Source organism: Isoptericola hypogeus (assembly GCF_039531145.1).
Classification (GTDB): Bacteria; Actinomycetota; Actinomycetes; order Actinomycetales; family Cellulomonadaceae; genus Isoptericola; species Isoptericola hypogeus.
The window spans coordinates 931,044-954,186 of the sequence record NZ_BAAAPM010000003.1 but is presented as its reverse complement, the minus strand read 5'-3'; the positions used below and the strand labels follow the sequence as shown (position 1 = coordinate 954,186).

The following is a 23,143-nucleotide window of genomic DNA, read 5'->3' as shown; positions in this document are numbered from 1 at the left end:
TCTCCGTACCCACGGCGGGACGTGGGTCCGCACGGCTAGGGTCGACGGGTGACCGAACCCGTGCCCGAGTCCCTGCTCCACGACCTCACGGGGTCCCGGACCGCCCCGGCGCCCGCCCCCGACCGGCTCGTGAACCTGCGCGACGTCGCGACCGCGTCGCCCGCGCTGCGACCCGGCGTGCTGCTGCGCTCGGACGCGCCGCGGGCCGGAGACACCCCGCCCGCCGGCGTCGCGTGGCCGCCGCACACCGTGCTCGACCTGCGGGACCCGGGGGAGAGCCGCGAGGCGCACCCGCTCGCCGACGTGGCGCGCGTCGTCCCGCTCCCGGTGCTCGACGGCGCCGCGACCGGCGCGGCGGGCGCCCCGGCGGCGGTCCCCGGTCTCGGGGTGCTGTACCTGCAGATGCTCGACGGCGCCGGCGCGGGCCACCTGGTCGAGGGGGTCGGCCTGGTCGCGACCGGGGACGCCCCGACGCTGGTGCACTGCACGGCCGGGAAGGACCGCACCGGAGTGCTGGTGGCGCTCGTCCTGGCTCTCGCCGGCATCGAGCGGGCCGCGATCGTCGCGGACTACGAAAGGACCGGCCCGAACATGGGCGGGGTGCTGGCCCGCGCCGCCGTCACCGCGCGGCTGTCGGTGCCGGACGCGCACGTGCTCGCCGCGCTGCCGCCGGAGCTGGTCACCGCACCGGGCTGGGCGATCGAGGCCGTGCTGGACCACCTCGAGGACCACGACGGCGGGGCTGAGGGCTGGTACCTGGCGCACGGCGGCGAGACCGGCACGATCGAGGCGCTGCGCCGACGGCTCCTCGTTGGTTGAGCCCGTCGACACGCTGGTCGAGCCCGTCGAAACCCGGTTCCGACAGGCTCGACCACCGATGGGGGCGGTCAGGAGTTCTTGTCGCGCCAGCTCACGACGTCGTCGGAGTACCGGTGCAGGAGGCTCGCGAGCTGCGCGACGTCGGCCTCGTCCCAGTCGTCGAAGGCCTGCTGGTACATCTCGACCCGGCGGCCACGCGCCTTGGCGAAGCGGGCGGCGCCGTCCGTGGTGAGCGTGATCCGCTGCCCGCGGGTGTCCTCGGGGTCGACCTCGCGGTGCACCAGGCCGAGCTCGACGAGCCGGCTGAGCTGACGCGAGACCGTGGCCCGGCCGACGCCGAAGTGCGCCGCCAGGTCGGAGCCGCGGATCCCCGGGTGGGAGTCGATGTGCGCGAGCAGCGGGTACGCCGACGCCTCGAGCTCGGGGTGCAACCGCCGGGCCGTCTGCGCGGCGGAGGACTGGGCCCGTCGGATGAGGACGCGGATCTCGCGCTCCAGCGCACCGAACGGGTCGGTGGCCGGGTCGGGCGTGGTCGGCGTCGTGGCTGCCTCGTGCATGCGCCCATCATGCGGCTCGGCGGGCCCGAGCGGGAGTGCCCGGGGGCATCGATCTCGTCACGATCCGGGTGAAATACCGCGGCGAAGGCCCGTGGGCGCGCCGGATAGCGCTCGCCACGGGCCTTTCGCGGAGATCGTGCGGGTCGTGCGTCCGGATCAGGCGACCTGCGCCTGCTCCTCGCGCTGCTCGTCGAGCACCTGCTCGATGCCGGAGCGCTGGCCGAGCGGGATCTCCTTGATGAACAGGACGGCGATCAACGAGATCACCGCCATCGGCACCGCGTACAGGAAGATCGTCGTGATCCCGTCCGAGTACGCGGACTCGATGACGCCGCGGACAGCGTCCGGCAGCGCGGAGAGGTCGGAGGGGATCGCGCCGCTCTCGCCGCCCATCGCCGAGGCAGGGACGCCGAGCTCGGCGAGCCCCGTGGTCAGGTCCGTCTTGATCTTCGCGGCCATCACCGCGCCCAGCGCGGAGACGCCGATGGCGCCGCCGAGCGACCGGAAGAACGCGACGCCGGAGGTGCCGGCGCCCATCTCGTGCACGTCGAGGGTGTTCTGGGTGGCGAGCACCAGGTTCTGCATGAGCGCACCTACGGAGAGGCCCAGGCCGAACAGGTACACGGAGATGAGCACGAAGCTGGTGTCGACCTCGATCGTGGACAGGCCGAACAGCGAGAGCGTCAGCACCGCGGCGCCGCTGACCATGATGGCCTTGTAGCGACCCGTGTTCGAGATGATGCGGCCGAGCACCAGGCCGGCGAGCATCGTGCCGACGACCATGGGGATGGTGAGCAGGCCCGACTCCGTGGGCGTCTTGCCCCGCGCGAGCTGGAAGTACTGGCTGAGGAACACGGCCGTGCCGAACATCGCGACGCCCACCGAGGCCGATCCGACGACCGCGAGGACGAAGGTGCGGTTCTTGAACAGGTGCAGCGGGATGATCGGCTCCGCGGCCGCCCGCTCGACGAGGCCCGCGGCCAGGAGCGCGACGACGGCGCCGCCGACCATCGCGCCGGTCTGCCACGACGCCCACTCGAACTGGTCGCCCGCGAACGTGACCCACAGCAGCAGCAGCGCGACCGCGACCGCGATGAGGACGGCGCCCGCGTAGTCGATCTTGACGACGCGCTTGTCGCGCGCCGGCAGGTGCAGCGTCTTCTGCAGCACCACGAACGCGGCGACCGCGAACGGGACGCCGACGAAGAACGTCCAGCGCCAGCCGAGGGCGGAGTCGGTGATCACGCCGCCGAGCAGCGGGCCGCCGATCTGGGCGACGGCCATGACGCCGCCCATGAGGCCCATGTACTTGCCGCGCTCGCGCGGGCTGATGATGTCGGCCATGAGCACGGTCGCCAGGGCGGTGAGGCCGCCGGCCCCGATGCCCTGCAGGGCGCGGAAGCCGATGAGCATCTCGATGTTCTGCGACAGACCGGCAGCCGCCGCGGAGACGACCGTGACGGCCAGCGCGACCTGCATGAGGACCTTGCGGTTCGTGAGGTCGGCGAGCTTGCCCCACAGGGGGGTCGAGATCGTCATCGTCAGCAGCATGGCCGTGACGACCCAGGTGTAGGAGTGCTGGGACCCGTGCAGCTCGGCGACGATCTGGGGCAGCGACGTGGACACGATGGTCGTCGCGAGCAGCGAGACGAAGACGCCGAGCATGATGCCCGAGAGGGCCTCGAGCACCTCACGGCGGGTCATGGCGGGGGCGGGTGGAGCGGCGGTGCCCGCTGCGGCGGGCACCCCCGTGGTGGGCTGGCTCATGGGGTGGGGCTCTCCTCGTGCGCGGCTGCGCGGTCGTGATTCGTGGTGAGGGCGGCCGCGACGCTGCGGATCCGGGAGGTGGCGTCCGCGAGGTCCTTCTCCGTCCAGTCGGAGAAGGACTCGGAGACGAGGTCGTCGATGCGGCGGAAGGACTCCTCCGCGAAGTCGCGGCCGGCGTCCGTGAGCTCGAGAGTGCGGGCGCGCCGGTCGTCGTCGTCGATCGTGCGGCGGACGAGTCCGGCGTCGACGAGGGCGCTGACCTGGCGGCTCGCGACCGAGACGTCGACGCGCAGCTTCGCGGCGACGTCGCCGAGCTGGACGCGTCCGCACCGGGTGAGCAGGTGCAGGGCGCCGAGCCCTGCCCGGGGGAGGTCCAGGTCGCGGGCCACCCGCATGGCGGCCTCGCGCTGCGCGCGGGACAGGTCCTCGAGCGACTGCACCAGCTCTCGGGCGGCGGCGCGGGGGACGGGCATGGCGAGGCCTTCGTTCAGGGATGAGGTGGCCCGGGCCGACGGCTCGGGCGGCGCGACCCGATGGGCCGACTGTTGCTTGCAGAGTGCAACTTAACCCTGATGCTTGCAGCAAGCAAGTGTCCAGGTGAGAGGATGCGTGCATCGGCCTCCGGGACCTCGACCGGGTCTCGACAGGATCGACCGGCGGCGGCATCGGGTCTCGACAGGCTCGACCGGCGGCGGCATCGGGTCTCGAAAGGCTCGACCGGCGGCGGCATCGGGTCTCGACAGGCTCGACCGGCGGTAGAACCACGCAGCCCTCGACCGGCGGTGGGACGGCGCCCGGCGGGCGCCGCGCGTCAGCCGCGGTGGTAGGCGTCGCCGGACATGTCCTCCAGCTCGATGCCCTTCGTCTCCGGGATCTTGCCGAGCACGAAGAAGAACGACAGTGCCGCGAAGATCGCGTACATCAGGTACGGGACGGTCGGGCCGAAGGTGTCGAGCATCGGGGGGAACGTCAGCGTGATGGTGAAGTTCGCGATCCAGTTCGCCGCGGCGCCGACGCCGAGCGCCGCCGCCCGGATCCGGTTCGGGAACATCTCGCCCAGGAGCACCCACATCAGCGGGCCCCACGTGGCGCCGAAGAAGACGACGAACCCGTTGGCGGAGACGAGCGCGACGATGTCCCACGGCGCGCCCAGCGTGATGTCCTCGCCGCTGCCCGTGGCCTGCGTGAACGCGACCGCCATCAGGCCGAGCGTCACGGTCATGCCCGCCGAGCCGATGAGGAGCAGCAGGCGCCGGCCCACCTTGTCGATGAGGGCGATGGCGATGAACGTCACGGCGACGTTGGTGACCGCTGTGATCGTCGAGACGAGGAACGCCTGCGACTCGTCGAAGCCGACGGCCTGCCAGAGCGTGGTCGAGTAGTAGAAGATCACGTTGATCCCCACGAACTGCTGGAAGATCGCCATGACGATGCCGACCCACACGATCGGCTTGAGGCCGAGGCGGTCGCCCTTCAGGCTGCCCTGCTCGGCGTTCTTCTCGTCCACCTCGATGGAGCGGTGGATCTCGGAGATCCGCTCGTCGACGTCCTCCTCGGGGCCGAGCACCGACGACAAGACCCGGCGCGCGTCGTCGTCCTGCCCCTTGGTCACCAGATAGCGCGGCGACTCGGGCATTCGTGCCGCGAGGATCCCGTACACGGCGGCCGGGACCACCGCGACGATGAACATCCAGCGCCACGCCTCCCAGCCGAGCCACAGCTCGTTCGCGGCGCCGCCGGCCGCCGTGGCCAGGATCTGGTCGGACAGCAGGGCGGTGAAGATACCCACCGTGATGGCGAGCTGCTGCAGCGAGCCGAGGCGTCCGCGCATCACGGCCGGGGCGATCTCGGCGATGTACGCGGGGGCGATGACCGAGGCGATGCCGATGCCGATGCCGGCCATGAACCGCCACACCGCGAGGTCCCAGGCGCTCCACGCGATCGCCGACAGGATCGACGAGACGAAGAACAGGACCGCGCCGAGCACCATGACGTTGGTGCGGCCCCAGCGGTCGGCGAGCTTGCCACCGGACCAGGCGCCGAGGGCGCAGCCGAGGAGGGCGATCGCCACCACGAGGCCGGTGACCGTCGAGTTGAGCTCGAACTGACCCTCGATCGCGTCGACCGCGCCGTTGATGACCGACGAGTCGAAGCCGAAGAGGAAGCCGCCGACGGCCGCCGCGAAGGCGAGGGCCGTGGCCTTCCGGTGCGCGCTGTGCGCCTCCGCCGACGCCGGAGCCTGGCTCGTCATGATCGTCCTCGATTCTGCACGTGGGGCGTTCGTTCTCGATGCTAGGTCCGACGTCGCTGGTCGGCGCGGCGGGGAATCCTGGACGGGGTCGGAGGGGCGGGTCGGAGGGACATGTCGGCGGGTGGGGGAGGCCTCGGCGAGACCCGGGCCGGGGCCACGGGGGGTTCGTCCGTCGGCGGGCGCGGGGTGACACTGGGCGGGTGAACGACGCTCCGGAGCCCCGCAGGCACCGCCGGCCGGCGATGCTCGACCCGCGCGACGCCGACCAGCTTCCCGGCTCGCTCGACCCTGCCCTGCGCGACGAGGTCGCGCACACGACGGCACGCGCCGTCGTGCACCGGGCGCGAGCTTCCGAGGACCCCCAGGTCGTGGACCGGCTGGTGCGGCTGGTCGAGCGGGAGGGGCTCGACGTGGTCGCGGGTCTCTGGTCGGACGCGGCGCCAGGCACGCTGCCCGGTGCGCTGTGGAGGCTCTACGTCCTGCGCGAGTGGGTGCGGCGCGACCCCCGCACCGTCACGCTGCGGTACCGCCTCGGCGTCGACGCCGCGCCCGTGCACGAGGCCGTCGCCGGCGTGCCCCGCCCGCCGTCCCCCGACGACGTGCGGACCCTCGCCGACGACGTCCTGTCCGGCGTGTACGCGGGTGACCTGGCCGTGGCCCTGGAGCGTGCGGCGTCGTTCTGCAGGATCCTTGCCACGGGCGCGGCGTTCGACGCCGACGCCCGCGAGGTGGCCGACCCGCAGGGCGCCCAACGGATGACGCGCGGTGCCTCGGACCTGCTGCGCACGGCCGAGGAGCTGGAGCGCGCGGCGGGTTCCTGGCGCGCCGGAGCTCTCGACTGAGACGGAGGTGCAGCAGAGGGTGGGGGTCGAGGGACGAGGCACCCGCCCGGCGCGGAACCGCAGGTTCGGTCGATGAGGGCTCGACCGAAGGACGGGTTTTTCCGGTGTGAACAGGGCGTTCGAACCGGGCCGGTCGTGGGGTCTACGATGGGCGGGCGACGTCGGGCCGCGGTAGCCCCGGGCTCCATCTTCAGCCGCTACGAGCGGCCACGCGCCGAGAGGCGCTCCCGGTCCGGCGTCGCTCACCACCAGCACCGACGTGAGCGGGGCGCGGGCGTGAGTTCACCGCATGTTCAACTGGTCGTGCGGTCCGGGCCACCCCTAGTCTGTGAACGTCTCAGCGTCCACGACCACAGGAGCCTCACGTGCGCCTGCGCCTGACACCGCGCGACACCACCTACTTCGATCTGCTGGCCGCGCTCGCGCAGCACAACGTGACCGGAGCCTCCCTGCTGGCGGAGCTGCTCGGCGCGTCGCGCCCGGAGCGGGACGCCATCGCCCAGCGCCTCGTGGAGGCCGAGCACGTCGCCGACGACGCCACGCACTCGATCATGCGGCGCCTCAACCAGACGTTCGTCACCCCGTTCGACCGGGACGACATCTACGGGCTCGCCTCCGCCCTCGACGACTGCATGGACGCCATGGAGGAGGCCGGCGACCTCATCGTCCTGTACAAGGTCGAGGAGCTCCCGCTGCGGGTGTCCGAGCAGGTCCAGGTGCTGCAGCGCTGCGCCGAGCTGACCGCCGAGGCGATGCCGCGGCTGCGGTCGATGGACAAGCTGTCCGACTACTGGGTCGAGATCAACCGCCTCGAGAACCAGGGCGACAAGCTGCACCGCAAGCTCATCGCGCAGCTCTTCGACGAAGTGACCGACCCGGTGCTCCTCATGAAGCTCAAGGAGATCGTCGACATGCTGGAGGAGGCGGCGGACGCCTTCGAGCGGGTCGCGAACATGGTCGAGACCATCGCCCTCAAGGAGTCCTGACGGATGGAGGCGGCTCTCGTCGTCCTCGTCGTCGCCATCGCGCTCGGCTTCGACTACACGAACGGGTTCCACGACGCGGCCAACGCGATCGCGACGTCGGTGTCCACGCGGGCCCTGACCCCGCGCGTGGCGCTGGGCATGGCCGCGGTGATGAACTTCGTCGGCGCCCTGCTGGGCACGGAGGTCGCGGAGACGATCGCGACGTCGATCGTCGACCTGCAGGACGCGTCCAACCACACGGCGCTCGTCGTCGTGCTCTGCGCGCTCCTCGGTGCGATCGCGTGGAACCTCATCACCTGGTGGTTCGGCCTGCCGTCGTCGTCGACGCACTCGCTGATCGGCGGACTTGTGGGAGCCGGCCTCGCGGGCGGGCTGCCGATCTACGGCGAGGCGATCGTCGACAAGGTCGTCCTCCCGATGATCTTCTCCCCGCTGATCGGCTTCGTCGGCGCGTACCTCGTCATGGTCGCGGTGCTGTGGATCTTCAAGAGCTCGGCGCCGTCCCGGGTGACGCGCCGCTTCCGCCTCGCGCAGACCGCGTCGGCCGCGGCCATGGCGCTCGGCCACGGCCTGCAGGACGCGCAGAAGACGATGGGCGTCATCTACATGGCGCTCGTGACGGTCGGCTGGGCGGCCGCCGACGGCACCATCCCGCTGTGGGTGAAGCTCGCCGCCGCCACCGCGATCTCGCTCGGCACGTACTCCGGCGGCTGGCGGATCATGCGCACGCTCGGGCGGCGCATCATCGAGCTCGACCCGGCGCGCGGCTTCGTCGCCGAGTCAGTCTCCGCGCTGATCCTCTACGCGAACGCGTTCATCCTGCACGCGCCCGTCTCGACGACGCACACCATCACCTCGGCGATCATGGGCGTCGGCGCCACGCGCCGGCTGTCCGCCGTGCGGTGGGGCGTGGCGAAGAACATCGGCGTCGCCTGGATCCTCACCATCCCCATGGCCGCGCTCGTCGCCGCCGTCATGACCTGGATCCTGCACCCGCTGCTCGGCTGAGTCGTTGTGAGCATGATCGTGGCCCACTTTCCGTCCCGAAAGTGGGCCACGATCATGCTCACAACGCCTTCTGGGACGCCGGAGGGTCAGAATACGGGCGGGGTGACCTTTTCGACGGCGACCACCCGCGGGCCCTTCGCGGTGGCCGCGGCGTGCGCGACGAGCATCTCGCCGGGCTCGAGGAACGGGTCGCGCTGCGGGAGCACGTTCGCGACCGTGCGGCGCGAGTGCTGGCCCAGCACGTCCAGCACCGTGGGCAGCACCGGCCGGTGCGTGCACAGCACCGACGACCGGCCCGACTCGAGCAGCTCGCGCACGGTGGCGGCCACCCGGGCGGGGGAGCGCTCGTGCTGCGCCTCGCCGAGGTTGTCGCTGTACTCGGGCCGCAGGCCCGCCGCGCGCACGTAGGGGTCGATGGTCGTGGCGCACCGCTCCCACCGGCTGGACACCGCCAGGTCGACGCCGAAGGCCGACAGCACGGGGACGGCCGCGGCCGCCTGCCCGTGCCCGAGCGGCGTGAGCGGCCGGCCCTGCTCCGACCCGTGCCAGTCGCCGCGGGCCACGGCCTTGCCGTGCCGCACGACGACGACCACGTGCGTCTCCAGGCGCCCGGCGCCGTGCGCCTCGACGAGCGCGTCCAGCGGGCCCTGGTCGGCGTCGCGGGTCAGCCGGCGGGCGGCCTCGTCGACGTCGAGCCAGGCTTGCTTGTCCACCTCCGCCCGGGACGGCGGCGCGACGGGGTGCCGGGCGGCCAGCGGGCGGGCGTCGGGCTGCGGGCGCGCCCGTCGCGCCGCCCAGTAGTGCACACGCTTCACCCGGCCCTCCGGCGTGAGGTATTGCAGGCCCGGCAGCGGCAGCCCGAGCACGACGGGCTTGCCGGTCTCCTCCGCGACCTCTCGTGCGGCGGCGGCCTGGAGCGACTCGCCGGGCTCGAGCTTGCCCTTCGGCCACGACCAGTCGTCGTACCGGGGCCGGTGGACGAGCTGCACCTGCAGCCGCTCGCCGCGCACGCGCCAGACGAGGGCGCCGGCGCTCTCGATCACCGGCGCGTGGCTGAGCGACGTCGCCCCGAGGGCGTCGACGAGCGGCGAAGCGGTCGCCGTGACCGCCCGCCGCGTCTGCCCCGACCTCACCGCACCCGCTCCGGCCGGCGCCGGTGGTGGGTCACGAGTCTCGCCTGGAGGTCCTCGAGCGGCTCGCCGTCCGGCCCGACGCTGTGCCGGGTCCAGGCGCCGTCGGGGCCCAGGTGCCAGCTCGAGGTCTCGTCCGACATCGACCGGTCGACGAGGTCGAGCAGCTCCGCCACCTGCGCGTCGTCGGCGATGCGCACCAGCGCCTCGACGCGCCGGTCGAGGTTGCGGTGCATGAGGTCGGCCGAGCCGATGAAGACCTCCGGCCCGGACTCCGGACCCTCGTGGATCGCGGGGCCGACGGAGTTCGCGAACGCGAAGATGCGCGAGTGCTCGAGGAACCGGCCGAGGATGGAGCGGACCCGGATGTTCTCGCTCAGGCCGGGGACGCCGGGCCGCAGCGCGCAGATGCCCCGCACCACGAGGTCGACCTTCGCCCCGGCCTGCGACGCCCGGTACAGGGCGTCGATCGTGGCCTCGTCGACGGCGGAGTTGACCTTGATCTTCACCCAAGCCTCGTGGCCCGCCCGGGCCGCGGCCGCCTCGCGGTCGATCCGCTCGATGAGCCCGCTGCGCACGCTGCGCGGGGCGACCAGCAGCCGGTGGAACCGCGACTGCGGCGCGTAGCCGGAGAGCTGGTTGAACAACCGGGTGAGGTCCTGGCCCACGTCGCGGTCGCAGGTGAGGAGCCCGTGGTCGGTGTAGATCCGCGCCGTCTTCGGGTGGTAGTTGCCGGTGCCGATGTGGCAGTAGCGGCGCAGCCCGTCGGACTCCTGGCGCACGACGAGCGACAGCTTGCTGTGCGTCTTGAGCCCGACGATCCCGTAGACGACGTGCACGCCCGCCTCTTCGAGCTTGCGCGCCCAGGAGATGTTGGCCTGCTCGTCGAAGCGGGCCTTGATCTCCACCAGGGCCAGCACCTGCTTGCCCGCCTCGGCGGCGTCGATCAGGGCGTCCACGATCGGGGAGTCGCCCGACGTGCGGTACAGCGTCTGCTTGATCGCGAGGACCGCCGGGTCGGCGGCGGCCTGCTCCAGGAATGTCTGCACCGACGTGGAGAACGAGTCGTACGGGTGGTGCAGCAGGATGTCGCGCTCGCGGATGGCGGCGAAGACGTTGCGCGGCGTGGCCGACTCGACCTCCGCGAGCTGGCGGTGCGTGGTCGGGACGAACGGCGGGTAGTGCAGGGCGGAGCGCTCGATGTCGGCGATGACGTTGAGGCCGGTGAGGTCGAGCGGGGCGGGCAGCTCGTAGACCTCCGCCTCGAGGACGTCGAGCTCGCGCACCAGCAGGTCGCGGATGCGCGGCGAGATGCCGGTCGCCAGCTCGAGCCGCACCGGCGGGCCGAAGCGGCGGCGCAGCAGCTCCTTCTCCATCGCCTGCAGCAGGTTCTCGGCGTCGTCCTCCTCGACCTCCACGTCCTCGTTGCGGGTGACGCGGAACGTGTGGTGCTCGCGCACCTCCATGCCGGGGAAGAGGTGGTCGAGGTGCTGTGCGATGACCTCCTCCAGCGGGACGAACGACGTCTGCGTGCCGCCCTTCTGCGTGGGTGTCGGGGCGCTGGGCCGGCCGCGGTCGTCGACGGCGATGAACCGCGGCAGCAGCGGCGGCACCTTGACGCGTGCGAAGTGCTCCTTGCCGGTGAGCGGGTTGGCGACCACGACGGCGAGGTTGAGCGACAGCCCGGAGATGTACGGGAACGGGTGCGCCGGGTCGACGGCGAGCGGCGTGAGGACGGGGAAGATCTGCTTGCGGAAGAACTTGTGCAGCCGCTCCTGCTCGCGCTGCTCCAGCTCGTCCCAGTGCACGATGGTGATGGCCTCGGCCGCGAGCGCCGGCTGCACGTCGGAGCGGAAGACCGTCGCGTGCCGCTCCATGAGCTCGTGCGCCCGCTCGCCGATGACCTCCAGCACCTGCCGGGGGCTCATGCCCGACGCCGCGGTGACGGCGATGCCGGTGGCGATGCGCCGCTTGAGGCCGGCCACCCGCACCATGAAGAACTCGTCCAGGTTCGACGCGAAGATCGCCAGGAACCGGACCCGTTCCAGCAGGGGGAGCGTGGTGTCCTCCGCGAGCTCCAGCACCCGCTCGTTGAACGCCAGCCAGCTCAGCTCCCGCTCCGCGAACCGGTCGGCGGGCAGGGGTTCGAGGGCCTCGGCCTCGACCGCGAGCGCCGCGGGGCCGGGTTCCGGTTCCTCCGCGATGTGCTCCGCGATGTGTGCCGCGAGCTGCGGGTCCATCGACCTCGGTGTCGTCGACCGCGCCGAGGTGGGGGCCGTCGTCCGCGTCCGGGTGTCGGTCACCTCGGCCGGGGCCGTGGTGGCCGCGAACCGGCCGCGGCCGTCGCGGGTGCGGGGCGAGCGGGGGCGAGGCGCAGTCATGTGCCCATCGTGGCACCGATGGGTGAACAGCGGGCGACGAGCATCCCTCGCGGACTCCGGCCCGCCGGGCGCGTCGGGGGGCGCCTCACCGCGACGCGCGGGTCAGGACGCGACGGGCGCGTACTGCACGTCGACCGCGGCCTGCTCGAAGCCCGCGCCGGCGTAGGTGGCGCGCGCCGCCGTGTTGTCGCCGTCGACGTACAGCACCGCGCGGTCGCACCCGGAGCCCGCGAGGTGTGCCAGCGCGTGGGCGGTCAGCATGCGGCCGAGCCCGCGACCCTGGGCGGTCGGGTCGACGCCCACGGCGTAGATCTCGCCGTCCCGGGCTGCGCCGGGCCCGGCCGGCTCGATCTTCGTCCACAGGTACGCCACCGGGTCGCCGGGGTGGTGGCCGCCGGAGCGCTGGTCGCCGGGTTCGCCGCCGGGGCCGGCCGCGTCCGTCGTCTCGACGAGGAAGAAGCCGGCCGGGTCGAACCACGGCTCGCGCTGGCGGTCGCGCAGGTCGGCCACCGTGAGGCGGCCCTGCTCGGGGTGGTCGGCGAAGGCGCGCGCGTTGAGCCGCACCCACGCCTCGTCGTCGGCGCCGGGGCGGAACGTGCGGACCCGGAGGCCCGCGGGCGCGCCGGTCGAGCTCGTCGGAACTACGTCGGCCGGGCCGGCGTCGTCCTGAGCCGGTTCACCGGCGTCCGACGGCGTCAGCGGGGCGGCGAGCAGCAGGAGCTCGCGCACGACCTCGTACCCCCGCCCGGCGGCGAAGGCGCGCGCCGCGGGCAGGTCGCCGTGGGCCCAGACGCGCAGGGGAATGCCGCGCTGCCCGGGCGCTCCGGAGACCATCGGCAGCCGCGCGTCCCGCTCGGCCGTGCGCAGCAGCATGCTGCCGGTGTGCTGCCTGCGGTGGTCCGGGTGCACGACGAGCTCCGCGCTCGCGACGTCGCCGCCGCGGTCCACCTGCAGGTAGCCCACGGTCGCGCCGTGCTTGTCGTGCGCCACGACGTGGGTCAGCCACTCGGCGTCGGTGCCCAGGCGCAGCAGCGGCTGCTCGGACAGCGGCGCGACGCCGTCGTGGGCGGCGGCTTGTGCCGCGAGCGCCCGGACGGCGTCCTGGGCGGCGGGGTCGAGGGGGCCGATCTGCAGCGGGGGACCGGTACGCACGCCCCCATCATCGCCGACGTCTCCGCCTGCCGCGCCGGAACCCGAGCGACGCCGGCCGCCGACGACGCGGGGCCGGGACCGCACCGGACCCGGCCCCGCGTCGTCGGCGTCGTCGCCTGCGGTCAGTCGTCGCTGCCGGGCTTGGTCGAGGCCAGGCCGGCGGAGATGAGGTCCATCACCGAGGAGTCCGCGAGAGTGGTCGCGTCGCCCACGGTGCGGTTCTCGGCGACGTCGCGCAGCAGGCGGCGCATGATCTTGCCGGACCGCGTCTTGGGCAGCTCCGGCACGACGAGGATGCGCCGCGGCTTGGCGATCGGTCCGATCTCCTTGGCCACGTGGTTGCGCAGCTCGGCCTGGACCTCCTGCGCCCCCTCCGGCGTCGACGCGCGGTCCGCGTGCTCGCCGCGCAGGATCACGAACGCGACGACGGCCTGACCGGTGGTCTCGTCGGCCGCCCCCACGACCGCCGCCTCGGCGACGACCTCGTGGGAGACCAGCGCCGACTCGATCTCGGTGGTGGACAGCCGGTGGCCGGAGACGTTCATGACGTCGTCCACGCGACCCAGCAGCCAGATGTCGCCGTCCTCGTCCTTCTTGGCGCCGTCGCCCGCGAAGTAGAGGCCCTCGAACCGCGACCAGTAGGTGTCCTTGAACCGCTGCAGGTCGCCCCAGATGCCGCGCAGCATCGCCGGCCACGGCTCCGACAGCACGAGGTACCCACCGCCGCCGTCGGGCACGGAGTGCGCCTCGTCGTCGACGACGTCGGCCACGATCCCGGGCAGCGCGACCTGCGCGGACCCGGGCTTGGTGGCCGTGACGCCGGGCAGCGGGCTGATCATGATCCCGCCCGTCTCGGTCTGCCACCAGGTGTCGACGATGGGGGCGGTGTCGCCGCCGATGACGCGGCGGTACCACATCCACGCCTCGGGGTTGATGGGTTCGCCCACCGAGCCGAGCACGCGCAGGCTCGACAGGTCGAAGCCCGCCGGGATGTCCTCGCCCCACTTCATGCAGGTACGGATGGCGGTGGGCGCCGTGTACAGGATCGAGACCTGGTACTTCTCGACGAGCTCCCACCAGCGGCCGCGGTGCGGGGTGTCGGGGGTGCCCTCGTAGATGACCTGGGTGGCACCGTTGGTGAGGGGCCCGTAGACGACGTACGAGTGCCCCGTGACCCAGCCGATGTCGGCCGTGCACCAGTAGACGTCGGACTCGGCCTTGAGGTCGAACACGAACTTGTGCGTGTACGCCGCCTGGGTGAGGTACCCGCCCGTGGTGTGCAGGATGCCCTTCGGCTTCCCGGTGGTGCCCGACGTGTACAGGATGAACAGCGGGTGCTCGGCGTCGACCTGCACCGGCTCGTGGAACGCGTCGGCGTGCTCGACGGCGTCGTGCCACCAGACGTCGCGGCCCTCGGTCCAGTCGACCTCCTGGCCCGTGCGCCGCACGACGAGCACGTGCTCCACCGTCGTCGCGGGCTGGCCGTCCTTCGGCGCGAGCGCCTCGTCGACGGCGGGCTTGAGGGCGGACGGGGCGCCGCGGCGGTAGCCGCCGTCGGCGGTGATGACGAGCTTGGCCTCGGCGTCGGCGATGCGGCTGCGCAGCGCGTCGGCGGAGAAGCCGCCGAAGACGACCGAGTGCGGGGCGCCGATGCGGGCGCAGGCCAGCATCGCGACGACCGACTCGACGAGCATCGGCAGGTAGACGACGACGCGGTCGCCCGTGGTGACGCCCAGGGCCGTCAGGGCGTTCGCCGCACGGGAGACCTCCCGCTGCAGGTCGGCGTACGTGACGGCGCGGGTGTCGCCCGGCTCGCCCTCGAAGTGGAGCGCGACGCGGTCGCCCAGGCCGGCCTCGACGTGCCGGTCGACGGCGTTGTACGCGGCGTTGAGCTTCCCGTCGGCGAACCATCTCGCCACCGGGGCGTCGGACCAGTCGAGGGTCTGCGTGAACGGCGTGGACCACGTGACGAGCTCGCGCGCCTGCGCCGCCCAGAACCCGAGCCGGTCGGCGGCGGCCTCCTCGTACAGCGAGGGCTGCGCGTTCGCCTGCGCCGCGAACGCGGGGCCGGGCGGGAACGCCCGCGTCTCGTGCAGGAGATTCTCGAGGCTGGGGGCGGTGGTCTCGTTGTCTGGCACGCTTACCTCCGTGGCGCATCGTCGCTGGTGCGGGTCCCGCGAGGCGCGTGGATGCCGGCCTCGGGACGGGCGAGCCCCCGCGGGGGTTGCCGCTCGGGAGTCTAGACCTCGCGGGTGACGCGGGTCACGCCGTCCCAAGGTTCGGCCACAGCCCTTGCAAAATGGGATCTCGCGAGGACCGGGCTGGGACGGGCACGAGGACGGCGCCCGGGAAACTGGTCGTCCGAGCGCCGCTCTCGCCAGCCCGGACGCGGGTATCAGGCGCTAGATCCGATCACTGGGTGGGCTCATCCCCACCGAGTGGGTCCTCAACCGTGGACTTCCTGTGCGTGGGTCCCGCGTCCGGCTGTCTTCCTTCCATGGAACGCCTCGCCGGCCCGGAACGCAACAGCGGCGGCGGGGGTCATCCCCGGCGTCGCCACCACCGACGCAGGAGCCACGCGGCCGCCGCGGCACCGAGCAGCGCGCCGACGGCGAGCACCGCCGTCGGCGGCTGCAGCACCCGCCGCAGCGCCACCGGGCGCGTGAACGTGAGCACGCCCCAGCCGTGCTCGACGGCGGCGCGGCGCAGCTGCCGGTCGGGGTTGACGGCGAAGCCGTGCCCGACCGCCGACAGCATCGGGGCGTCCGTGATCGAGTCGGTGTACGCGAAGCAGCGCTCCAGGTCGTACCCCTGCGCGGCGGCGAGGTCGCGCGCCGCGTCCGCCTTCTGCTCGCCGTAGGCGTAGAACTCGATCTCGCCGGTGTACCGCCCGTCGGCCACGGCCATGCGGGTGGCGACCACGTGGTCGGCCCCGAGCACGGTGGCGATCGGCTCGACGAGCTCCGCACCGGAGGCGGAGACCACGACGACGTCGTGCCCGAGCTCGTGGTGCTCGGCGATGAGCTCGACCGCCTCGGCGTAGACGTAGGGGTCGATGAGCTCGTGCACGGTCTCCGCGACGATCTGCTGCACCTTGCTCACCTCCCACCCCGTCGCGAGCTCGGACAGGTGCTTGCGCATCCGTTCGGTCTGGTCGGCGTCGGCGTTCCCGGCGAGGAAGAGGAGGTGGGCGTACGCGCTGCGCAGCACGTCGCCCCGGGTGATGAGGCCGCCGGCGTAGAACGGCTTGGAGAACGCGGCAGACGAGCTTGTCGCGATGATCGTCTTGTCGAGGTCGAAGAAGGCCGCGACCCGGCCGCCCGGTGTCCCGGGAGTGCGGGGCGACGACGCCGGCCGCCGTGGCGGCGGTGTCGCGGCCGGGTCCTGAGGCTGGGCGCTCACGCAGGTGAGCCTAGCGGTGCGCCCCGACGTCACCGCAGGACCCGCTCGTGCAAAACTCTTGTGCACACTCTCTGTGCAGAGTTACTGTGCACGTATGCCCGACGATGCCGACCGCCCGTACACCCACCTCGAGCTCACCGCCGAGGCCGCCAAGGTCCTCGCCCACCCGCTGCGATCGCGGCTCCTGAGCACCCTGCGTCGCGGGGGACCGGCGTCCGCCACGGCGCTCGCCGCCGAGCTGCACACCAACACCGGTGCGACGAGCTACCACCTGCGCCGCCTCGAGTCCGTGGGGCTGGTGACGGACACCGGCGGCGGCCGCGGCAAGGAGCGCATCTGGCGGGCGACGACCGAGAGCCATGGCTGGCGCGACTCCGACTTCGGCGGCGACGAGGATGCCCGCACCGCGCTCGGCTGGCTCGTGCGCAACTACCACCGGCAGTTCGACGCGGCCTACACGCACTGGCTCGACGTCGAGGAGGAGTGGCCGCGCGAGTGGCGCGACGAGTCCGGCATGACCGACACGTGGGCCGAGGTCACCCCCGAGCAGCTCGCCGCGCTGCAGTCCGAGCTCGAGGACGTGACGAACCGCTACCTGCACGTCGGGTCCGGAGATCCGCGGGCCCGGCGCATCCACCTCTGGCGGTTCGCCTTCCCGCTCGATCCGGACGACGTCCCCGCGGGGGCCGAGCCCGAGACCGACCAGCCCGGGGCCGACGACGAGCCCGAGACCGACGGAGCCTCCCGATGACCACCCTCTCCCCGGCAGCCGCCGGCCGGGTCTTCCTCCTGCTCTCCGCGACCCGATGGTTCCCGGTCGGGCTGGTGGTCGCCGTGACCACCCTGCTGCCGATCGAGCGCGGGCTGTCGATCACCCAGACCCTCTCGCTGGCGTCGATCACGGGTCTCGTCGTGTTCGCGCTCGAGCTGCCGACGGGCGGGACGGCGGACGCGTTCGGGCGCCGGCCGGTGCTGATCGCGGCGGCGTCGATGCAGGTGCTCGCGGCCACGCTGTTCGCCACCGCGCAGAGCTTCTGGGCGTTCGCCCTCGCGTCGGCGGCGATGGGCACGTTCCGGGCGCTGGACTCCGGGCCGATGGAGGCCTGGTACGTCGACACGGTGCACGCCACGACGCCCGGCGCCGACGTCGACCGGACGCTGTCCCGGCAGGGCGGCGTCCTCGGCGTCTCCATCGCGCTCGGGGCGCTGGCCTCCGGCGGGCTCGTGTGGTGGCATCCCGTGACGGCGTGGTCCGCCCTCACCCTGCCGTACGTCGTCTACGCCGTGCTCGCCGTCGTGCACCTCGTCATGGTGTGCGTGCTCCTGGTGGAGGACCGCAGGGACGCGGTCGCCGTGGACGGAGCCGGGGACGACGTGCCCTCCGCCGCGCGCCCCGCCGGGCCCCCGGCTGGGAGCTCCGACGCCCCCGCCCGTCCCGCGACGGTGCGTCGGATCCGGGTCCGGCTGGCTCTCGACTCGGCGCGCCGCACGCCCGGCGTGATCGCCGACGGGCTGCGGCTCGCCGGAGCGAACCGGGTCCTGCTCGGCCTGCTGCTCGTGGAGCTCTTCTGGTCGGTCGCGATGGTCGCGTACGAGTCGCTGATGCCCGTGCGGCTCGCGGAGCTGCTCGGGAGCGAGGAGCGCTCGGGCGCCGTGATGGGCGTCGTGGCGTCCGTCGGGTGGGGCGTCTTCGCCCTCGGCTCGGTGCTCGCGGGCCTGGCCGCGCGCCGCGTCGGGGTGGTGCGTGCCGCGATGGCCACGCGCGTGCTCAACGGCCTCGGCGTGGTCTGGATGGGTCTCGTCGCGGGTCCCGCCGCTCTGGTCGTCGCGTACCTCGTGACCTACGCCCTGCACGGGGCGGGCGGGCCCACGTACCAGACGCTGCTGCACCGGGAGGCGACCTCGCGGAACCGTTCCACGGTGCTCTCGATGGCGTCGATGACGGGTTTCGCGGCGTTCGCGGTCGCGTCGCCCGCCCTCGGCTGGGTGTCCGACCAGGCGTCGACCGCGGTGGCGATGGTCGTCGCGGGCGGGTTCAGCGTGCTGGGCGTCCTGTGCTTCATCCCCGCGCTGCGCCACGAGCGCGCGCTGACCCGGTCCGGCCGGGTCGTCGCGAGCGTCTGACGGCGGGCGAGGCCGTCCCCAACAGGCGCCCGTCCACAGCGCGCAGGGTCGGGGCGCCGCTGGCGTCGCGGGCCGTCCAGCCTGGGCGGCATGGACAAGGCACCCGGGTCGAGCACCCGCCCCCTGGCTCCCACGGCCCTGACCCCAGCGGCCGCGGGCGCCGTCGCCCCACCCGCGCCCACCGGGGTCCCGTGGTTCACGGGGCCCGCCGACCCGCGCCGCGCCAGCCGCACGGTCGCGGTGGTCGGGGCGTGCGGCGGCGCGGGAACCAGCACGGTCGCCGCCGCCGTCGCGCACGGACTGCGTCGCTCGGCGGAGCGCGCGGTCCTCGTCGACCTCGACGTGCCCGGTGGCGGCGCCGACGTGCTGCTCGGCGTCGAGGACGAGCCCGGCGCGCGCTGGCCCGAGCTGGCCGCCGCCCGCGGCGACGTCGACGGCGAGGGGCTGGTGGCGGCCCTGCCGCGCTGGCGCACGGTGCCGGTGCTCTCCGCGAGCCGGCAGCAGGCCGACGGGCCGGACGACGCCGTCGTCGTCGACGTGGCGACCGCGCTCCTGCGGGCCGGGGAGAGCGTCGTGCTGGACCTGCCGCGCCCGACGGCGTGGTCGCCCGCGGCCCGGCTCCTGGCCTCCGCGGCCGACGTGGTCCTGCTCGTCGTGCCCTGCACCGTGCCCGGCGCGGCGGGGGCGGTCTCGACGTGCGCCCTGCTGCGCGGCGCCCAGGTGCGCGAGCCGTGGGTCGTGGCGCGGCGGCCGGTGCCCGGGCGGGTCGACGCCGCCGCCCTCGAGGCGGCCCTGGGGCTCGACGTCGTGGCCGAGGCCCGCTGGGACGCGCGCCTCGCGGACGCCGTCGACCGTGGGGAGGGCCCGCCGCTCGGCCGGCGCAGCCCGCTGGGACGCCTCGCCGCCGGCCTGGCCACGGCGCTGCAGGACGCGCCGTGAGGCCCGGGACGGTGGACCGGGGGCTGCTCGACGACGTGCGCGCCCGCGTCGGGGTCGCCGGCGGGGCCGTCGACGACGAGGCCGTCCGCGCGGCGCTGCGTGCCAGCGGACGGGTCATCGGCTCGTCCGCCCTCGCGGACCTCACGCGCGCCGCCCGCGCGGAGCTCACCGGCGCCGGCCCCCTGCAGGCGCTGCTCGACCAGCCCGACGTCACCGACGTGCTCGTCAACGGGCCCGCAGACGTCTGGGTGGACCGCGGCGACGGGCTGCACCGCGCGGACCTGGACCTCGGGACGCCGGCGGCCGTACGGGCGCTCGCCGTGCGGATGGCGGCGGTGGCCGGGCAGCGGCTCGACGACGCGGCGCCCACCGTGGACGCACGCATGCCCGACGGCACGCGCCTGCACGCCGTCGTCGACCCGGTCGCGCCCGTGGGCGCGGTGATCGCGCTGCGGGTGCTGCGCCAGGCGGCGCTCGACCTGGACGCGCTCGTGTCGGCGGGCGGCGTGCCCGAGGCGTGGCGGTCGCTCCTCTCGGTGCTCGTGGCCGGGCGGGCGAACCTGCTCGTCACGGGCGGCACCGGCACGGGCAAGACGACGCTGCTGGCCGCGCTGCTCGGCCTCGTCCCGGACCGCGAGCGGATCCTCGTCGTCGAGGAGGCCCGCGAGCTCGCGCCCCGGCACCCGCACGTCGTGGCGCTCGCCGCGCGCCGGCCCAACGTCGAGGGCGTGGGCGAGGTGACGCTCACGGACCTGGTGCGGGGCGCCCTGCGGATGCGGCCCGACCGGATCGTCGTGGGGGAGTGCCGCGGAGCCGAGGTGCGCGAGCTGCTGCTGGCGATGAACACCGGGCACGACGGCGGGATGGCCACCGTGCATGCGAACGCGGCCGAGCACGTCCCCGCGCGGCTGGAGGCGCTCGCGGCGCTGGCCGGGATGCCCCGGGACGCGGTCGCCGCGCAGGCGGCGGCCGCCCTCGACGTCGTGCTGCACCTCCGACGCACCCGCGGTCGGCGGCACCTCGCGGAGGTGGGGCTCGTCGGACGGGGGTCGGACGGCCGGCTCGACGTGCGGTGCGCGGCGCGGTGGGCGGGGGCCGGCCGGCCGGAGACCGGGCCGGCGTGGGACGAGCTCGTCCGGAGATGGTCCGCGTGCTGACCGCGCTGGCAGGTGGCTGGGTCGGGCTCGCCGTCTGGCTCGTCGTCGCCCGGGGCGGGCGGTCGGCCGCGACGGTCGTGCGCGGGCGCCAGGCGCGACGCGGGGCGTGGGCATGGGCGCGGCGCCGGTCCGGCACGTCGGCGGGCGAGGGGAACGAGGTACGCGTCGCCGTCGCGCAGGTGGTGGCGCTGTTGCGGGCCGGCGCGCCGCCCGCTGCCGCGTGGACGCGGGCGCTGGGCGTGCCGGTCGACGCCGCCGGGCTGCCCGGCGCGCGGGAGCTGGCGCCGGTCGTCGGGGGCGAGGCGCACGCCCGGTCCGTGGTGGCGGCCGCCCGGCTCGCCGGCGACGTCGGGGCACCGCTCGGCGGCGTGCTCGACGCGGTGTCCGGCGCGCTGGTGGCGGAGGCGGAGGCGCGAGCCGAGCGGGAGGCGTCGCTCGCCGGCCCGCAGGCCACGGCGCGGGTGCTGATGTGGCTGCCCGTGCTCGGGGCGCTGCTCGGGTGGGTGCTCGGCGCCGACCCGGTCGCGACGGCGACCGACGGTGGCGCCGGGACGGCGGTCGTCTCGCTGGGCGTGCTGCTGCTCGCGGCCGGCCGGGTCTGGACGGGCCGGCTCGTCGCCACCGCTCGCGCGGCGGGGGAGGAGGCGTCGTGAGTGCGCCTCCCGCGGCGGCCGTGAGCGCGGACCCGGTGGACATGAGCGGGGCGCCGGCTGTCGTGCACGGGGAGGCGGCTGTCGTCGCGGCCCCTCCGGCGGGTGAGGCGGGGTGAGCGGCGCGGTGGCAGTCGCGGGAGGCATCGTCGCGCTGCTGGCGGTCGTCGCGACGGCGCCCTGGTGGGCCGCGCATTCCGGCAGCCGGCGGCGGGCGCGCGGAGGGTCCGACGTCGCGGGCGCGCCGGCAGCCGGCGCCGCACCGGACGACCCGACCGCGGTCGAGCTGCCCGTGCTGCTGGAGCTGCTGGCGGCCGCGATGCGTGCCGGTGCAGGCGTGCCGCGCGCCCTCGAGGCGACGGCGGACTCCCTCGACGGGGCCGCCGCCGTGCCGGGGGCCGACCCGGCGGGCGGTCCCGACGGGCGGGCACTGCGCGCCGCGGCCCGGGCGCTGCGGCTGGGCGCCGACTGGGACGCGGCCTGGCGCGGTGCGCCGCCCCGGCTCGGGGCTCTGCACCGGGCGCTGCGTGGGGCGTGGGTGGACGGCGCGGCGTCGTCGGACGCGCTCCGCGCGGCGCGGGACGAGGTGCTGCACGACCGCCGTGCCGCCGCTCGGACCGCCGCGGCGCGGCTGGGCGTGCGGCTCGTGCTGCCCCTCGGGGCGTGCTTCCTGCCCGCCTTCGTGCTGGTCGGCCTCGCGCCGGTGCTGATCGCGTTCGGCGTCGACCTGCTGTCGGGCTGAGGCCGACGCGATGGACCGCACCAGATGTCCGGCCGACCGGCCGGGACGGGAACGCCGGCCGACCGGCCGGCGGAACGAGGAGGAGGAAGAGATGAGGAACGTCGCGAACGACGTGCAGCAGGACAGGGAGCAGGGCGAGCAGAAGGGCGGCGGACGGGGCGAAGTCGGCCCGGGCGCGGTCCTGCCCGGCGCGGTCCCGCCGGGTGACCCGGAGGCCGGGCTGGCGACGGCGGAGTACGCCGTCGCGACGGTCGCGGCGGTCGGGTTCGCGGGCCTGCTCATCGCGGTGCTCAAGAGCGACACGGTGCGCGGTCTGCTGGAGGGCATCATCAGCTCGGCGCTGTCGGTCTGATGGCGCGGCATCGCAGCAGCGGGCCGCCGCCCGGGGCGGGGCCGGATCGCGGGCGGGGGCCGGAGCGCGGCGCGGTCACGGCCGAGCTCGCGGTCGGCCTGCCGGTGGTGGTGCTCCTGCTGGTCGCGGTGCTCACCCTCACGGCCGCGTCCACGGCGCAGATGCGCGCCCTGGACGCGGCCCGTGCGGGCGCCCGGGCGTACGCGATCGGGGAGGACGACGCGACGGTGCGGCAGGCGGTCGCGCGGGTGGGCGGTCAGGACGCCGAGCTGACCGTCGACCGGGACGAGTCCTGGGTCCGCGTCACCGTGACCCGCCCGGTCGTCGGCGGCTGGTTCGCCTCCGCGCCCGTCCGCGCCACGGGCGAGGCGACCGCCTGGGTGGAGCCGTGAGCAGGGAGCGGGGCGCGGGCACGGTGCTCGTGCTCGCAGTGGCGGCCGTGGTGGTGCTCCTGGCGCTCGCCGTCGGCGTGCTGGGCTCGGCACAGCGCGCCCGCGGCACCGCCCAGGCCGCGGCGGACCTCGGGGCGCTGGCCGCCGCGACCGCCGTACGACGGGGCAGCGACTCGTGCGCCGTCGCCGAGGAGGCCGTGCGGCGCAACGGCGCCGAGCTCGTCGCCTGCTCGCCAGAGCCCGGCGGGGTGGTCGGCGTGCGCACGGCACGGGCTGCGGTCGGGGCCGGCGCCGGCCCGTGGGACGCGGTGCTCGGCGACGCCCGGGCGCACGCCCGGGCCGGACCACGTCCCGCGGAGGTCGATGTCGAAGGCTAGCGGCCGACGGACACCGGGCTGGGCGTCACGATCCTGCCCGTCGATGTGCAGCAGGAGCGGCTCGCCGCCGGACGGCCGCAGCGCCCGCCGTCGAGGATCGACGACGGGCGCTGCG

22 protein-coding genes are annotated in these 23,143 nt (G+C 74.5%); 13 read left to right on the top strand and 9 right to left on the bottom strand.

Annotated elements, in window-relative coordinates; genetic code table 11:
- Positions 1–48 precede the first annotated feature (48 nt).
- Positions 49–819, top strand: a complete 771-nt coding sequence (locus ABD254_RS06550) for a tyrosine-protein phosphatase (RefSeq protein WP_344246801.1) — start codon at positions 49–51, stop codon at positions 817–819.
- Between the two features lie 68 nt (positions 820–887).
- Here the strand turns inward: ABD254_RS06550 and ABD254_RS06545 are convergent, their stop codons facing one another.
- The 4 genes from ABD254_RS06545 to ABD254_RS06530 form a co-directional block, all read right to left on the bottom strand.
- Positions 888–1,376: a MarR family winged helix-turn-helix transcriptional regulator gene (locus ABD254_RS06545; protein WP_344246799.1), complete on the bottom strand. Its 489-nt coding sequence runs from the start codon at positions 1,374–1,376 to the stop codon at positions 888–890.
- Positions 1,377–1,532: 156 nt separating this feature from the next.
- Entirely contained in the window at positions 1,533–3,143 is a 1,611-nt protein-coding gene (locus ABD254_RS06540; RefSeq protein WP_344246797.1) for an MDR family MFS transporter, read from the bottom strand.
- A complete protein-coding gene (locus tag ABD254_RS06535) occupies positions 3,140–3,616 on the bottom strand; it encodes a MarR family winged helix-turn-helix transcriptional regulator (RefSeq protein ID WP_344246795.1) in 477 nt (158 codons plus the stop codon). The genes ABD254_RS06540 and ABD254_RS06535 overlap by 4 nt, the downstream gene beginning before the upstream one ends.
- Positions 3,617–3,954: 338 nt before the next feature.
- On the bottom strand, positions 3,955–5,718 hold the full coding sequence (locus ABD254_RS06530) for a sugar porter family MFS transporter (RefSeq protein WP_344246794.1): 1,764 nt from the start codon (positions 5,716–5,718) through the stop codon (positions 3,955–3,957).
- On the opposite strand from ABD254_RS06530, the gene ABD254_RS06525 reads away from it, so the two are divergent.
- The 3 genes from ABD254_RS06525 (at position 5,637) to ABD254_RS06515 (ending at position 8,230) form a co-directional block, all read left to right on the top strand.
- Positions 5,637–6,236, top strand: coding sequence for a hypothetical protein (locus ABD254_RS06525; protein WP_344246792.1), 600 nt, complete (start codon positions 5,637–5,639; stop codon positions 6,234–6,236). The two genes, ABD254_RS06530 and ABD254_RS06525, sit on opposite strands and share 82 nt — an antisense overlap.
- Before the next feature lie 365 nt (positions 6,237–6,601).
- Positions 6,602–7,222: a DUF47 domain-containing protein gene (locus ABD254_RS06520; RefSeq protein WP_344246790.1), complete on the top strand. Its 621-nt coding sequence runs from the start codon at positions 6,602–6,604 to the stop codon at positions 7,220–7,222.
- Between the two features lie 3 nt (positions 7,223–7,225).
- On the top strand, positions 7,226–8,230 hold the full coding sequence (locus ABD254_RS06515; RefSeq protein ID WP_344246788.1) for an inorganic phosphate transporter: 1,005 nt from the start codon (positions 7,226–7,228) through the stop codon (positions 8,228–8,230).
- Between the two features lie 86 nt (positions 8,231–8,316).
- On the opposite strand, the gene ABD254_RS06510 is transcribed toward ABD254_RS06515, so the two are convergent.
- From ABD254_RS06510 to ABD254_RS06490, 5 genes are all read right to left on the bottom strand, one after another.
- Positions 8,317–9,363 carry an NUDIX hydrolase gene (locus ABD254_RS06510; protein WP_425553664.1) on the bottom strand — a complete coding sequence of 349 codons (1,047 nt, stop codon included), beginning with the start codon at positions 9,361–9,363 and terminating at the stop codon, positions 8,317–8,319.
- On the bottom strand, positions 9,360–11,600 hold the full coding sequence (locus ABD254_RS06505; protein WP_344248512.1) for an RNA degradosome polyphosphate kinase: 2,241 nt from the start codon (positions 11,598–11,600) through the stop codon (positions 9,360–9,362). Before ABD254_RS06505 ends, ABD254_RS06510 begins: the two co-directional genes overlap by 4 nt.
- 243 nt (positions 11,601–11,843) lie before the next feature.
- Complete coding sequence (gene mshD, locus ABD254_RS06500) at positions 11,844–12,893, bottom strand: mycothiol synthase (protein WP_344246786.1); 1,050 nt, start codon at positions 12,891–12,893, stop codon at positions 11,844–11,846.
- A gap of 122 nt (positions 12,894–13,015) precedes the next feature.
- On the bottom strand, positions 13,016–15,031 hold the full coding sequence (gene acs / locus ABD254_RS06495; protein ID WP_344246784.1) for an acetate--CoA ligase: 2,016 nt from the start codon (positions 15,029–15,031) through the stop codon (positions 13,016–13,018).
- A 403-nt stretch (positions 15,032–15,434) separates the two neighbouring features.
- Positions 15,435–16,295 (bottom strand): HAD family hydrolase, encoded by an 861-nt coding sequence (locus tag ABD254_RS06490; RefSeq protein ID WP_344246782.1) that lies wholly within the window; start codon positions 16,293–16,295, stop codon positions 15,435–15,437.
- Between the two features lie 94 nt (positions 16,296–16,389).
- On the opposite strand from ABD254_RS06490, the gene ABD254_RS06485 reads away from it, so the two are divergent.
- The 9 genes from ABD254_RS06485 to ABD254_RS06445 all read left to right on the top strand — a co-directional run bounded on the left by ABD254_RS06485 (position 16,390) and on the right by ABD254_RS06445 (position 23,028).
- Positions 16,390–17,046 carry an ArsR/SmtB family transcription factor gene (locus ABD254_RS06485; RefSeq protein WP_344246780.1) on the top strand — a complete coding sequence of 219 codons (657 nt, stop codon included), beginning with the start codon at positions 16,390–16,392 and terminating at the stop codon, positions 17,044–17,046.
- Positions 17,043–18,419, top strand: a complete 1,377-nt coding sequence (locus ABD254_RS06480; RefSeq protein WP_344246778.1) for an MFS transporter — start codon at positions 17,043–17,045, stop codon at positions 18,417–18,419. Before ABD254_RS06485 ends, ABD254_RS06480 begins: the two co-directional genes overlap by 4 nt.
- 90 nt (positions 18,420–18,509) lie before the next feature.
- Complete coding sequence (gene ssd, locus ABD254_RS06475) at positions 18,510–19,358, top strand: septum site-determining protein Ssd (RefSeq protein ID WP_344246776.1); 849 nt, start codon at positions 18,510–18,512, stop codon at positions 19,356–19,358.
- Positions 19,355–20,515 (top strand): TadA family conjugal transfer-associated ATPase, encoded by a 1,161-nt coding sequence (locus ABD254_RS06470; protein WP_344246774.1) that lies wholly within the window; start codon positions 19,355–19,357, stop codon positions 20,513–20,515. Before ssd ends, ABD254_RS06470 begins: the two co-directional genes overlap by 4 nt.
- Positions 20,509–21,168 (top strand): hypothetical protein, encoded by a 660-nt coding sequence (locus ABD254_RS06465; RefSeq protein ID WP_344246772.1) that lies wholly within the window; start codon positions 20,509–20,511, stop codon positions 21,166–21,168. Before ABD254_RS06470 ends, ABD254_RS06465 begins: the two co-directional genes overlap by 7 nt.
- Positions 21,169–21,292: 124 nt before the next feature.
- Entirely contained in the window at positions 21,293–21,907 is a 615-nt protein-coding gene (locus tag ABD254_RS06460) for a type II secretion system F family protein (protein WP_344246770.1), read from the top strand.
- A gap of 91 nt (positions 21,908–21,998) precedes the next feature.
- A complete protein-coding gene (locus ABD254_RS06455) occupies positions 21,999–22,259 on the top strand; it encodes a DUF4244 domain-containing protein (protein ID WP_344246768.1) in 261 nt (86 codons plus the stop codon).
- Positions 22,259–22,651 carry a TadE family type IV pilus minor pilin gene (locus tag ABD254_RS06450; RefSeq protein ID WP_344246766.1) on the top strand — a complete coding sequence of 131 codons (393 nt, stop codon included), beginning with the start codon at positions 22,259–22,261 and terminating at the stop codon, positions 22,649–22,651. Before ABD254_RS06455 ends, ABD254_RS06450 begins: the two co-directional genes overlap by 1 nt.
- A complete protein-coding gene (locus ABD254_RS06445; RefSeq protein ID WP_344246764.1) occupies positions 22,648–23,028 on the top strand; it encodes an Rv3654c family TadE-like protein in 381 nt (126 codons plus the stop codon). Before ABD254_RS06450 ends, ABD254_RS06445 begins: the two co-directional genes overlap by 4 nt.
- The last annotated feature ends 115 nt before the right edge of the window (positions 23,029–23,143 follow it).

Bases quoted from the DNA above. Each gene is read 5' to 3' on its own strand.
- ssd (WP_344246776.1), top strand. From the start codon at position 18,510: ATGGACAAGGCACCCGGGTCGAGCACCCGCCCCCTGGCTCCCACGGCC.
- ABD254_RS06540 (WP_344246797.1), bottom strand. From the start codon at position 3,143: ATGAGCCAGCCCACCACGGGGGTGCCCGCCGCAGCGGGCACCGCCGCT.
- ABD254_RS06515 (WP_344246788.1), top strand. From the start codon at position 7,226: ATGGAGGCGGCTCTCGTCGTCCTCGTCGTCGCCATCGCGCTCGGCTTC.
- ABD254_RS06525 (WP_344246792.1), top strand. From the start codon at position 5,637: ATGCTCGACCCGCGCGACGCCGACCAGCTTCCCGGCTCGCTCGACCCT.
- ABD254_RS06535 (WP_344246795.1), bottom strand. From the start codon at position 3,616: ATGCCCGTCCCCCGCGCCGCCGCCCGAGAGCTGGTGCAGTCGCTCGAG.
- ABD254_RS06455 (WP_344246768.1), top strand. From the start codon at position 21,999: ATGAGGAACGTCGCGAACGACGTGCAGCAGGACAGGGAGCAGGGCGAG.
- ABD254_RS06450 (WP_344246766.1), top strand. From the start codon at position 22,259: ATGGCGCGGCATCGCAGCAGCGGGCCGCCGCCCGGGGCGGGGCCGGAT.
- ABD254_RS06480 (WP_344246778.1), top strand. From the start codon at position 17,043: ATGACCACCCTCTCCCCGGCAGCCGCCGGCCGGGTCTTCCTCCTGCTC.
- ABD254_RS06505 (WP_344248512.1), bottom strand. From the start codon at position 11,600: ATGGACCCGCAGCTCGCGGCACACATCGCGGAGCACATCGCGGAGGAA.
- ABD254_RS06485 (WP_344246780.1), top strand. From the start codon at position 16,390: ATGCCCGACGATGCCGACCGCCCGTACACCCACCTCGAGCTCACCGCC.
- ABD254_RS06545 (WP_344246799.1), bottom strand. From the start codon at position 1,376: ATGCACGAGGCAGCCACGACGCCGACCACGCCCGACCCGGCCACCGAC.